Source organism: Rickettsia endosymbiont of Thecocarcelia acutangulata, from assembly GCF_964263195.1.
Classification (GTDB): Bacteria; Pseudomonadota; Alphaproteobacteria; order Rickettsiales; family Rickettsiaceae; genus Rickettsia; species Rickettsia felis.
On record NZ_OZ181652.1, the window covers coordinates 1341123 to 1354810 of the forward strand.

Sequence of the window (13688 nt, forward strand, 5' to 3'; positions counted from 1 at the left end):
TTCATTATTATTTCATGAGATTGCCATGCAGCCTACGGCTGCTCGCAATGACTACTCGATATCTATGCAAGAATGACATTAGCAATATTCGCATAGTATTGGACTAAATCACAATATAACACAGATAAATCGTTAATTTTCAATTATTGCGGGGTGGAGCAGCTCGGTAGCTCGTCAGGCTCATAACCTGAAGATCGTTGGTTCAAATCCAGCCCCCGCTACCATATTTTTTTAATGTCATTCTAACCCATTTATAGCGTTATTGTATGGTTCATTTTGTGTCATTGCGAGAAAGCATTGACTGCGTGGACCGGTAAATGCTCTTTATGTCATTCCCGCGTATGCGGGAATCCAGCATAAAGCGAGATAAATCGAGCTTTTAATTTCAAAAAATTTGCTGTATTTATACTATTTTCTGGATTCCTGCTTTCGCAGGAATGACATCGGTATCCACGCAACAATGCTTTGCGAGCAGTTATAGTACTTGCATGGCAACCCAGAAAAATAATAAAAAAAATTCTGTAAATCAGAATTTTTTACTGGATTGCGTACGTACAATTACTACCTAATTTCCTCGCAATGACGACTCGGTATTCACTCGGGCAATGCCTAATTACATCAAATACGAAAGCAAATTATGACTACTCAGAAAATAGTGCATACAAAATCGACTGATGGCAGTAAGCTTTTTCGTCATCAAGCTAAATTTGTAGCCGGTGCTATGAATATAAATCAAATCCCCAATTTTTCATTACCGGAAATTGCTTTTGTCGGTAAGTCAAATATCGGCAAATCAAGCCTAATAAATACGATATGTAATAATAAAAATCTTGCTAAAGTTTCTAATACTCCTGGACGTACTAGGCAAATCAATTTTTTTAACCTTGCAGATAAACTTATTATAGTTGACCTTCCCGGTTATGGTTTTGCTAATGTTCCTATATCAGTAAAAGAACAGTGGGAAGTGTTAATTAGTTATTATTTACGAAATAGTTATAATTTAAGGTTAGTTAACTTATTGATTGATTCAAGAAGAGGTATAAAAGAAAACGATAAGAAAGTAGCAGAGCTATTACTTGCAAATAAAAGAGAATTTCAAATTATTTTCACAAAATCCGATAAAGTTACGGATCGTAAAAACCTTAACGATGAAGCACAGAATTTTCTTGCAACTTTAAACTACTCATGTAATGTTATGTATGTAAGTAGTAGGAGTAAAGAAGGTGCAAGAGAACTTAAAGCTAGTTTGGCAAAATGCATCAAACCTCAAAGGTAAAGAGGTAGATAGTATTTCTTCATTAAATAACATTGCTATAATTAAGAATATAATAAAGTGTAGTAGTGAGCTGAAGAATCAAGCAATAGTTCTAAAATTACCTGCTGCTATTATTATTGACTATAAATTATTTACGGTTTTTATTGAATCTGTTAGATTGCTTGAGATGTGCGGTGCTAAAATATATATAGTACATGATTATATTGATTTACGAAGTTCGTCTTTAATATCACAAATAGATGAAAATTTTAGTCAGAAAATTAGTAAAATAAGCGACTATAGTTCTCTAAATAATCCTATTATTATGGAAATTTTATCTAGTTATTAACAAGCTTATAGTAACAAAGTTAAGATAGTATAGGTTGTTATGCAGTTGGTATTTCAGGTAAGGATGCTAATCTACTGCAAGCAAAAAAGTCAAAATTATTTCACCGAAAAATTGTAAATCATGATGTTATAAATATTGGTTTTTTAAGTGAACCTATTATGATTAATCCGGAAATTTTATTAAATTTTGAAGATAATAATATTATACCCGTGATAGCACCATTTGCTAATGATGATCAAGAAAAAACACATTTATTAAATGTTAACTTAACGGTAGCAACAATTGCTTCTGCATTAAGTGTGGAACATTTAATATTGCCATATGAGATATTACAGGTATCCGAGACATTTCCGTATAATATAAAAATACGAGATATTAACTTATTGAAATCAATGTTAGATGATAGTAATAATTTCATCGAAGAAGAATTAATTAAGATAGCAGTTAATGCACTTGAAAATAATAACGGTTACGTACATTTTGTGAATAGTGAAGTACCGAATTCAATATTGTCAACTATGTTTGATATTAATATAAATTAATAGAGGTTTTTTATGGCAGGAGCATTAGCATCCGATCTTTTATTTGTAGGGTTAACTAGACCGCCGATGATATTTGGGGTAAGTATTAAGTTTGCTGCATTAAATATGATAATGACGATGATAGTATTTATTTGGAATAACGGCATTATGATTTTATTCATTGCAGCTGCTTTGCATTTGGTAGCTTATATTATATGTTTTAAAGAACCGAGATTCATAGAGCTATATTTAAATAAAATGTCAAGAACTAGCCAATGTCCTAATAAATTTTACTACGGAGCAAATTCGTATAATATTTGAGTTTTATGTCATTCTCTCGTGGATGTTAAACCGTCATTGCGAGCAGGTGTTGTTGCGTAGATCAGTTTTACCTCTGTCATCCCGTGGCTTGACCACGGGATCCAGTTAAAAATACTAATAATTTTAGTATTTTTTATTGTTTTTATGGACCACGTGGTCAAGTGAACTAGGTGACACAGTAGGTTTTACCGGTCTACGCAACAATGCCTTGAGAGTAGCCGTAGGCTGACAGTATAAAATTTCTGAGATTGCTGCGTCGAGGCTTTGCCTCTTCTCGCAATGACAAAATAAATCAAAATAGTTAAATCAGGTGAGGTAATGAAGTTATTTAGAACTAGAGCAGCTAAAGAATTAAGGTCTAAACAAGAAAGACCAACTTCGCATTTTATTCCTTATAAATGTCATTGGGATAGTAATACTATTTTAACAAAAGATAATTCTTTATTACAAGTTATTAAAATAAACGGATTTTCTTTTGAAACTGCTGATGATGAAGATTTAGACATTAAAAAGAATATCAGAAATGCCTTACTTAAAAATATGGCTTCGGGAAATATCGTTATGTATTTCCATACTATTAGAAGACGTAAAGCAGTAATATTTGACGATACGGAATTTACTTATGATCCTACCGTAAAAGTACCTAATGATTTTATTACTTATTTAGGTGCGGAATGGCGTAAGAAACATGCGGGTGCTAGGTCATTTTTTAACGAATTATATGTTAGTATTTTATATAAGCCTGATACCGGCGGTGCTGCTATAGTTGAGTATTTTCTAAAGAAGCTTAGACAAAAATCTAATAAAACCGCTTGGGGAAATGACATGAAAGAGATGAAAGAAAATCTTCAAGAAATGTCAACTAGAGTGGTTAATACATTCAGAAGTTACGGAGCAAGATTACTTGGAGTTCGTCAAACGCAGTCAGGTAGTTATTGTGAAATTTTAGAATTCCTTTCATCTTTAATCAATTGCGGTGATTCACCGAGTCCTATAGCATTACCGCGTGGTACTATTGACGAATATTTACCGACTCATCGCTTATTTTTTGATTCTCGTACTATTGAAGCAAGAAGTCCGCTTGGCAGAAAATATGCCGGAATGATCAGTATACTTGAATACGGACCTAATACTTCGGCAGGAATTTTTGATGGATTTCTGCAAATGCCTTTTGAATTTATCATGACTCAAAGCTTTGTCTTTGCTAATAGAACCGTAGCGATCGGTAAAATGCAATTACAGCAAAATAGAATGATACAATCCGGTGATAAAGCTACTTCGCAAATTGTTGAAATTAATACGGCCCTTGATATGGCCACTAGCGGTGATATCGGTTTCGGTGAGCATCATTTATCGCTTTTATGTTCCGCGAATAATATTAAAGCTTTGGAAGATATATTATCAATGGCAGCAGTTGAGCTTTCTAATTCAGGAATTCAGCCGGTTAGAGAAAAAGTTAACATGGAACCTAGCTATTGGGGACAGTTGCCGGGAAATATGGATTATATAGTACGTAAATCCACTATAAATACTCTTAATATGGCTAGCTTTGCCTCACAACATAATTATCCGCTCGGTAAAATTAGAGATAACCATTGGGGAGAATATGTCACAGTACTTGATACTACTTCAGGTACGCCGTTTTATTTTAATTTCCATGTAAGGGATGTTGGGCATACTCTAATTATCGGTCCAACTGGTGCCGGTAAAACAGTTCTTATGAATTTCTTATGTGCGGAAGCACAAAAATTTAAACCTCGTATGTTCTTTTTTGATAAAGATCGAGGAGCAGAAATATTTATACGTGCTTTAAACGGAGTTTATACGGTAATTGATCCGGGATTAAAATGTAATTTTAATCCCTTGCAGCTTGAAGATACTAGTGAGAATAGAACATTTATTTTAGAGTGGCTTCGTGTACTTGTAACTTCTAACGGTGAAAGTTTAACTGCACAAGATAATAAAATCTTATCTCAAGCAGTAAGCGGTAATTTTAGATTAGAGAAAAAAGACAGAAGGCTTAGTAATGTTATAGCATTTCTTGGTATTGATACACCAAATAGTTTGGCAAGTAGGATTGCAATGTGGGTTGGTAAAGGTTCACATGCTAAGATATTTGACAATGAAGTAGATGATATTGATTTGCAAAAAGCAAGGGTATTCGGTTTTGATATGACTGAATTACTTAAAGACCCTGTAAGCCTTGCACCGGTATTGTTATATGTTTTCCATCGCACTAATATCTCTTTAGATGGGCAGAAAACTATGATAGTACTTGATGAAGCATGGGCTTTAATCGATAATCCAGTATTTGCACCTAAGATCAAAGATTGGTTAAAAGTGTTGAGAAAATTAAATACTTTTGTTATATTTGCTACGCAGAGTGTTGAAGATGCCGCAAAAAGTAGAATTAGTGATACGTTGATTCAACAAACAGCTACGCAGATTTTTTTACCTAATTTGAAAGCTACCGATATTTATCGTAGTGCATTTATGTTAAGTCAGCGAGAATATATTTTAATTAAAACTACCGACCCTACTACACGTTATTTTTTAATAAAACAAGGAATAGATGCCGTAGTTGCTAAAGTTAACTTAGACGGTATGAATAATATAATTAGTGTTTTATCCGGCAGAGTTGAGACTGTAATATTGCTCGATCAAATTAGAGAGAAATACGGCAATGATCCGGATAAGTGGTTACCTATATTTTATGAAGCAGTTAAAACATTATAGATTTAATGGATACCGAGTCGTCATTGCGAGCAGGCGTAGACTGCATGGCAATCCAGAAAAAGTAATAAAAAAATTCTGTAAATTAGAATTTTTTACTGGATTGCTTCGTCAAAATTTTCAATTTTTCCTCGCAATGACGTTAAAAACTATCTCATACGAGGCAAGTAACTAGTCATGAAATTATTTCCTCGTAGCATACTTATAACATTAGTATTAAGCTTTGCCTTAAATTTAGGACTAGTTACTAAAACTCATGCCAAAGATACTCTTGATAGCATTATAGACACTTTAAGTGGCTTAACTTGTGAAACTCAAGGAGTCGGTGATTTATTGCGTAGTGAATTCTCTCATACATGTATTGTTGCTCCGTTTTTTACTTTTGCAGTAATGAATCTTGTCTCTCCCGTTTTATACATGAATACGTTTCTAAAGCTTAAAATAAATGACAATGATTTATTTTATGATAATAATTTTGGAAATTTTCCAGGGGGACAATGTACTCGTGAAAACAGAATTGATCCTAAAAATCCAGAATTACGCTTTGCTTTATGTAGTAATGCATTACTTGCAGGAACGTATATTAAATCAGCGGCAGAAACAGCACTTGCTATTGCTAAAGCCGTATTAACAGGGAGTGATCCTTGGGACGATATAAAAGAAGCATGGCAAAAGAATAAGAAAGATTATTATGTTCCATATAGTGGTAAGCCCGGTGATGACGGTTTTGCATTTGATGTAGGCTTCCCTGTAATATATTGGAAAGTTATTCAAGATAAAGATAGAATATGCGTATCGACAAAAGGATTTACAGGAGACGTTCCTGTCGGCTGTAAATATATGAAAGAGCCGTTTCCGAAATCCATGTATAATAGTTTTATGGATGTAGCAGATAAGGATTTTATTGAAGATCCTAAGGAAACGCCTACCGATCCTTTAGCTTTAGTTTCTTGTAGTGCAGCAGGCGGCGGATGTTATCAAAAAGCTTATAATGCTTCAAAAACTGCAGTAGTCATGACTTCTCCTCTTATAGAATGTATGAGGCAAATGATTGCTAGATTACTAATTAGTAAAGATGTTTGTAGTTTTGATAATGTAGAACAAGTGGTTAATTTGGCTTCAAGGCAAGATAGTGCATTATTTCAGTTCCAAGTAGGAATGTATAAAATAGTTACGGCTTTTCTAACTTTATATGTTATGTTTTTTGGCTTTAAACTATTACTTGCAGGTGAAATACCGCCAAAAAGTGAGTATATAAATTTTATATTGAAAATGATATTCGTAACTTATTTTTCAATAGGAATTAATATAACCCCTGGTAATGGCTCTCCGTATGACCGACTAGACGGTATGATTCAGTGGGCGTTTCCTTTCTTACTTGACGGTATAAACGGTTTAGCAAGTTGGGTTATGAATGCTGCTCCGTCCGGTTTATGTAAATTTAACAATCTTTCTTATGACGGTACCGTTTCTTATATTGCATTATGGGATGCGTTAGATTGTAGGGTAGCTCATTATTTAGGGCTTGATATATTATCTACGTTACTTGTCGAAAATGCTTATCGAAGCCATGATTTTTTAAATTTTGATTTCTTTAGTTTTAGTGCTCCACCATATATTTATTTGCTAATTCCGGCGATAATCTCCGGTAATATGATGTTGGTGTCACTCGCTCTTTCTTATCCGTTACTTGTGATTTCGGTTGCTGCCTTTATGGTTAATGCAACGATTATGTGTATGATATCTATAGTAATACTCGGTATTTTAGCTCCTCTTTTTGTACCTATGTTTTTATTCACATATACACGAAATTATTTTGACAGCTGGGTTAAGCTGATGATTTCGTTCTTGCTACAGCCTATGGTGGTAGTTACTTTTATGATTACGATGTTTTCGGTATATGATTATGGTTTCTACGGTAAATGTCAATATAAGAGCAAGTTAATTCACAATAGTATAGAAAATCTTGCACAGAGCGGCGGTACTTCAAGTCGTGATGTTTTGATATTTTATATTAATAATGATTGGGATGATATATCACAATATCCTGATAAAGATGCCGTAGAAAGCTGTCAAAATAGTTTAGGTTATATGTTAAATAACCCTATTACCTCAGCATTTAACTTTGCAAAAGATAGTGTAAGTGAAATCGTTGATAGTAAACCGGGAGATACCCCTACTGATAAATTTCTTGCTAAATTCCAGTTTTTATCGGGAGTAGTTTTGGGTCCCGGAATGTTTTTCATGTCTCCAAAAGTGCTTTTTGAGAAAATTAAAAATATTTTACTTGCGTTAGTTACGGCATGTTTTACATTGTATTTGATGTATAATTTTAGTAGTCAGCTAGCTGAATTTGTTGCAGATATGACGGAAGGAGTAGCTCTTAATAATGTTGCTATAAAACCGCAAGCAATATTTAAAGCAGGTATGGCAATGCTTGCTGCTGCGGGTGCGGCAACTAAGGGGGGCGATCAGATAGCAAGTAGAGGAGGAGTTGGTGATTTAAAAGCCGCTCAAGGTGGAGGAACAAGTGATAATATTGCTGCAAGCGGAGGTACGTCGGCACCTACGGTAACAACACCGACAGCTTCGTCTTCCGTAGCAACTTCTAGCCCAAAAACTGTAAGTAGTGCAGGAAGATCAGATGTTGTTACTCCTCCTCCTGCTCCTCCAGAAGCTGTTTCATCACCGCCTGCTAGTATTAGAACTTCTATTTCTACACCTGCACCGCAAAGTAATATTGAAACTGAAAATGTTGGAAAAATCATAAGAGATAATAATCAAGAAAGTAAAAAAGAGATTGATAATACTCCGCCTCCACAGGAAAAAGTTGATAATGCAGCTCCACAAGAAAAAGTTGACAGTACAAGTAAAGGTACAGGAGTAATTGATTATAGTTTTAACTTAAAGGAACATGAAAATCCGGCAGGAGTAAAGCAAATACGGGAAAATGCAGAGATTCGGGATAAGCATGCAGAAGTAGAGAAAGCATGGAACGAATTAGTAGCAAGCGGTGGAGGAAGAATAAGAGATCAGCAAGGTGAAGAAACATCGGAGCGACGTACGAATGCAGAAAAGAAATGGAATGAATTAGTCGATAGCGGTGTAGTAACTGAGATAAGAGAAAGAGATAATAGTGTAACTAATAAATTTGATAAATTAGCTGATGAACTTAATAAGTCAGAAAAAGCAAAGGTAGAAGAAAATAAAAATATAGAAAATGACAGAAAAGAAGATAATACTACTACGTCACCGCAAGAAAAAGTTGACAGTACAAGTAGGGGTTCAGGAGTAATTGATTATAGTTTTAACTTAAAGGAACATGAAAATCCGACGGGAGTAAAGCAAATACGGGAAAATGCAGAGATTCGGGATAAACGTGTAAAAGTAGAAACAGCATGGAGTGAACTAGTAGCAAGCGGAGGAGGAAGAGTAAGAGAACAAGAAGGAGGAGAAGTATCAGAACGACGTGCAAATGCTGAAAAAACATGGGATGAGTTAGTAAAAAGCGGCGTAGTAACAGAAAAAAAAGATAATAGTTCTAATGAAAACTCTTAAAACCTTAAAGATATTTATTATAGTTTGTATAGCGTCTGTAAGCTTAGCTAGCTTTGCCGGCTTTGGAGAATCATGTTCTAGTTTACCGACTACTTCAGATGGGTATTTAGAAACGGACACGGCATATGGCTATATAATTCGTAATATTGATATGAAAGATCTGAGAGGTAATTGTAACTCAGCTGCGTCTAGTATAACGTTTTGTTTTAAAAATATAGAAGGTAGTAGTAGCCCTTGCACCATATATAATTTAAATGAAGGGGACTCTAAGAAAATTAGTGATTTAAGTACTGATAATAATCCTGATCTTGGAGCAAATCCTGTATTAAAGGATATCGTTTTAACGGTTAAAAAATGGGATAATGATCTATGTTTAGTTATGCCTACATCAAGAGGACCGATGCCGGTAGCATGTAAATCTTTAAGTGCTACTCCGCCGCCTACTCCGTCTGATGATGAAAATTGTAATATAGGAAAAAGTTGCTATACGGGAGCAAATTATAGTCAATCGTTAATTAATTTTTCCGGTCTTGCAGTTCAGTGTTTGAGCGAAACGCTTAATAAAATATTTTTTGCCGGAAATGGTTGTAGCTCTCAAGATCAAAATTCTAGAATAACTAATCTTGCAGCTTTTTCTACGTTTCAAGGTTATTTAAAGAGGATTATAGGTGCGGCATTAATTCTTTATACTATGTTTTTTGCCTTTAATATGGTTCTAAATAAAGAATATGCAAGTACTGAAAAAATAGCTCTTTTTGTAATAAAGTTCTTATTTGTTACCTATTTTTCTATCGGTCTTGGACCTTTAGATTTTAGCGGCGGTCAGCCGACAAAAGAAAACGGTATGTTAAAATATGGATTACCTCTTTTGACGGGAGCAGCACCGGACTTTGCACAGATGGTCTTTAATGCAGCAGGTTCTAGAGGATTATGTCAGTTTGATAATTCAAAGTATAAGGACGGTTATAAATTTTACGGCTTATGGGACGCGATTGATTGCCGTATAGGTTATTATCTTGGCTTGGATTTACTTTATAATATAGATACGAATGGAGTTTTAGGGAATTCAGTCGGTAATGGTCCCGGCGGTAATAATACACCTATACCTAATTTTGATCCTGATGGCAAAAAAGACAGACCGAAAGATTTAAGTAAAGCAGGAGCACTTAGATTTTTTACCGTTATGTTTGGATTCTTTATGGCCGGAAACGTTATTATACTTGCAGCAGGTCTAGTATTTTCTGTAATATTTTTATCTATACTTTTATATTTTATTACGCATTATTTAGTTTGCATGATTACTATTTACGTTATGACATATATTTCTCCTATATTCATTCCTATGGCTCTATTTACTCGTACAAAAGCTTATTTTGACGGGTGGTTAAAAGTATGTATTTCATGTGCATTGCAGCCGGCAGTAGTAGCAGGTTTTATAGCTTTATTAATAACTATGTATGATTCTGCAATATTTAAAAATTGCGAATTTCTTAGATATGATTATGAAAAAGGGGATATTAGATTTAGCACTTTTGAGTTAAGGCTACCTAACGGTGGAGCAGATAAATGTCAGGAAAGTTTTGGATATAAAATGTTACAATATTATGCAGGTGAAGGTTGGGAAGAGCATTTATTGATACTTTTCCCAATAAAATCAATTGTTAGAGATGTTGTATCTATTTTAGCGGAACTTTTGTGCGTATTAGTATTTTCGGTTATTTTTTATTATTTCTCTAAATCTATAGGGCGATTTGCTTCTGATTTAACTAACGGTCCTAATATGGATGCAGTAACGGCAAGTCCAACTAAAATCGTTGATTTAGTAAAGAAAGGAGCAGCTTTCCTTAAGGATGCGGCCATGGTTTCACAAGGTAAGCCGCCGGTAGGAGATAAGCCGGATGTTGGAGGTAAGCGTAAAGAGGGAGAGCAGCAAGGCGGGGATTCAGAAAGCGGTGCAGGCGGAGGATTAGCTGATTTAGCAAGCGGTTCGGGTGGAGGTAAATGATAGAATATGCAGAGTAACTTATTAAAAGTTTTAGGAGTACTCGCTATAGTAGCAACGTTAGTTTGCTTTATTTTTGCAGCACTTGGTATGATAGGAGCAGTAAAAGTCGGTGACGGCTGCTACATGAGATATGCTCTGGATGGTAAAGGAGGATCGGATTCAATAACCGGTACTATAACTCTTAATGCTAATGCTAATTATGTAAACACTTCTAAGATGTTGCCCGACGGCACGACTCAGCTTATTCCTGATCCTAATCGTTACGGTGAATGGTTAAATACTCAGGTGCTAGTAGAAAACAATCAACCGGTGAATTTACAAGTGGTTGGTCAGGTTAGTTTATGTTTGGCTTATGTACCGAAAGATAATGTACAATTTACTGAAAGTACAAGACCTGGTAAATCTAATTTAGACGATAAAGGTAACATGATTCCGATTCCTCGTATTACCGATGCAAATAATCCGCCTCTCTCTCTAATAATGGATGCAAAAAATAATGAATGGCGTAATATTGCCGAATTATACGCTAATGATAGAGTTTTAGTTTCCGTATCTCCTAATTTTGCTAATACTGATGCGACAGTTGAAGATGCTTTTAAAGTTACTAAGGTTACGAAAAATTGTTCCCAAGGCAAAACTTCTTACGAGCCGATTTGTGGAAAATATTCTTTTTATTTAGGTGAGTATGTCAGTGCTTGTGAGTTAAAAGAAAAATATTGGAATTGTAAAGTCACATGGAGGTGTCCTAGCTGGTTTGAGCAAATAGGTTGCGACTGGGGAGCACTCGGCTGTAATACTAATTGTGATAAGATACCAGAATGTAAAGAGAAATGTCCAGCTTGGGCTAATATAACTAGCCCAGCACCAGAAAACTACCTAGATGATGGGAGTTTTACATTTTCGTGGTCTGACGACATAGGTAAATTATTTATCGACTATTCAGCTCTTCAATGTTCTAATAATGCTAATATTTCTCCAAATGATCGATGTCCTGATAGTGTTAGCGATCGTAACCCAAAAGATAAAGATTATATTGGAGGTGTAAATTGTACTTCAGGAATATGTAAGGATGGAGATTTTCAAAAGAATCGAAGATTTTGGTATACGGCGGATGGTAAAGGAGGCAAAGGACCAACCGGACTAATATATCAAATGAATGATGCGGGTTCTGTAAGTCAAGCTCTGCCTTCTAAGCTAGAATTTGCTAAGTTTGTTGCAGATACAGATCAACCGGCTGACTATAAAGATAAAGACGGTAAATATTTATATAAAGTTATATATAATATACCTTTTAATAGCAATACTGAAAAAAGCTATTTACAATATAGGCTTTGGTCTCCCACCTCACAAGATGCTAGTAAGAATACGGGAGGATATGTTCTAAATATTAAACAGACTAAATGTTATAGAGAGAACGGTAATAGTTTTAACGATACTTTTGATGATCGGGGGCGAGTGCAATACATAATAGTAAAGCTTTCGGAAAACCCGAATACTAGCGGTAAAACCTATTCACCTCAAGGAATTAACGTTAATAGTGAAGGTAAATATAACTTTAACGCGAATGAGGCGGGTTATATATGGATGAAAATTCTAAATGATCCTAATAATAATTTAAGGGACTATAAAGATAGTGAAGGTAGCTATAAAGTACATTTCTCAACATCCTTAACAGTAGGAAGTTTTGCTATTAAAGTAATGAATCCGTTACTTCATTTATTTAAAACTAAAGTGCAAGGGGCTGCTACTTCTATTTTTGAAAATATGGTATGTCATAAACCTAGCGATAGCGTATCCTGTACTAACTTTTTTACCTATATTAAAGCAATTTTAATTCTGTATGTGATGACTTACGGAGCAATGTTCTTGCTTGGTTTTGCTAAGATAAACCAAAAAGAGCTAGTAATTAGAATAGCAAAAATCGGGATAGTTAGCGGACTTATGAACGGTAATACTTTTGAATTTTTCAATAACTATCTTTTTGATGCAATTACCAATTTTTCAGACGCAATTATTGCTAATATGAGTGGATATAGCTTATTTACTTCTATTGATCCTAATAGTAAAATTTCTAATCCTTTTATGTTTTTAGATACCGTAATGAGTAAAATATTTTTTAGTCAAACCTTTATCGCTCAATTACTTTCACTTCTTTCTCTTGGGCTTAGCGGTATTATATATTTTATAATTACTTTTATTGCGGTTGGTATAGTAATTATTACGGCACTTAGAGCTGTTGCCGTTTATATTATGGCATTTATGGCAACTTGTATATTAATCGGTATAGCCCCTTTATTTATTAGTTTCTTATTATTTGATTTTACTAGGTATTTATTTGATAATTGGGTGAGGTTTACGATCCGCTATATGATAGAACCGGTAGTTATGATGGCAGGTATTATAGTGCTAACCCAGCTATTTACCATTTATCTAGATTTTGTTTTAGGTTATAGCGTTTGTTGGAAATGTGCTTTACCGATAAAAATTCCGTTTATCGGTACTATTTTACCTATTGTATTGCTGAATGTACCTATCTTCTGTATTAATTGGTTTGCCCCTTGGGGAATGGATTATATGTCGGGTATGATGGGAGTAAATATGCAAAATATCGTAGCTCTAGTTATTATTGCTTATGGTATGTATGGTTATGTCGAATTTTCAGGGCGTATGGTAGCAAAATTAACTAGTGCCGCTGGACCTTCGGCTACTGAAATTGGTGGTAGAATGTCTCATGATGCAGGACAAAAAGCATTAAGTCCAATAGGAATGGATGATAAAACAAGACAAGGTATTACCGGCAGAGCGGAAGCACGATTAAAACAACGCAATAAGACATTAGACCAGGCTGAGAAAAATAGGAAAAATACGCCAAAAGAAGGGGGCGAGAAGACAAATGAAGGACCGCCGCAGCCTGAAGCACGGGGATAGGGGGTGAATCGAAAATCG

At 34.8% G+C, this 13688-nt stretch carries 6 protein-coding genes, 1 tRNA gene and 1 pseudogene; all 8 read left to right on the forward strand.

The window, feature by feature from the left end; genetic code table 11:
- Positions 1-147: 147 nt before the first annotated feature.
- Positions 148-224: transfer RNA gene (locus tag ACE38Q_RS07230), tRNA-Met, on the forward strand.
- A 413-nt stretch (positions 225-637) separates the two neighbouring features.
- A complete protein-coding gene (yihA, locus tag ACE38Q_RS07235; RefSeq protein ID WP_500190897.1) occupies positions 638-1276 on the forward strand; it encodes a ribosome biogenesis GTP-binding protein YihA/YsxC in 639 nt (212 codons plus the stop codon).
- A pseudogene (locus ACE38Q_RS07240) lies at positions 1224-2146 on the forward strand (amino acid kinase family protein). The gene yihA and the pseudogene ACE38Q_RS07240 overlap by 53 nt, the downstream one beginning before the upstream one ends.
- A gap of 12 nt (positions 2147-2158) precedes the next feature.
- Positions 2159-2446, forward strand: coding sequence for a type IV secretion system protein VirB3 (locus ACE38Q_RS07245; protein WP_010976817.1), 288 nt, complete (start codon positions 2159-2161; stop codon positions 2444-2446).
- A 318-nt stretch (positions 2447-2764) separates the two neighbouring features.
- The gene (locus ACE38Q_RS07250) at positions 2765-5182 is read left to right on the forward strand and encodes a VirB4 family type IV secretion/conjugal transfer ATPase (protein ID WP_500190900.1); all 2418 of its coding nucleotides are present in this window, start codon (positions 2765-2767) and stop codon (positions 5180-5182) included.
- A gap of 174 nt (positions 5183-5356) precedes the next feature.
- Positions 5357-8737: a TrbL/VirB6 family protein gene (locus ACE38Q_RS07255; RefSeq protein WP_500190903.1), complete on the forward strand. Its 3381-nt coding sequence runs from the start codon at positions 5357-5359 to the stop codon at positions 8735-8737.
- Positions 8724-10742: a TrbL/VirB6 family protein gene (locus ACE38Q_RS07260; protein ID WP_500190905.1), complete on the forward strand. Its 2019-nt coding sequence runs from the start codon at positions 8724-8726 to the stop codon at positions 10740-10742. The genes ACE38Q_RS07255 and ACE38Q_RS07260 overlap by 14 nt, the downstream gene beginning before the upstream one ends.
- Before the next feature lie 6 nt (positions 10743-10748).
- Positions 10749-13670 carry a TrbL/VirB6 family protein gene (locus ACE38Q_RS07265; RefSeq protein WP_500190908.1) on the forward strand — a complete coding sequence of 974 codons (2922 nt, stop codon included), beginning with the start codon at positions 10749-10751 and terminating at the stop codon, positions 13668-13670.
- Positions 13671-13688 lie beyond the last annotated feature (18 nt).

Excerpts from the sequence above, each read along its gene's own strand:
- ACE38Q_RS07255 (WP_500190903.1), top strand. The coding sequence starts at position 5,357 with ATGAAATTATTTCCTCGTAGCATACTTATAACATTAGTATTAAGCTTT.
- ACE38Q_RS07245 (WP_010976817.1), top strand. The coding sequence starts at position 2,159 with ATGGCAGGAGCATTAGCATCCGATCTTTTATTTGTAGGGTTAACTAGA.
- ACE38Q_RS07265 (WP_500190908.1), top strand. The coding sequence starts at position 10,749 with ATGCAGAGTAACTTATTAAAAGTTTTAGGAGTACTCGCTATAGTAGCA.
- yihA (WP_500190897.1), top strand. The coding sequence starts at position 638 with ATGACTACTCAGAAAATAGTGCATACAAAATCGACTGATGGCAGTAAG.
- ACE38Q_RS07260 (WP_500190905.1), top strand. The coding sequence starts at position 8,724 with ATGAAAACTCTTAAAACCTTAAAGATATTTATTATAGTTTGTATAGCG.
- ACE38Q_RS07250 (WP_500190900.1), top strand. The coding sequence starts at position 2,765 with ATGAAGTTATTTAGAACTAGAGCAGCTAAAGAATTAAGGTCTAAACAA.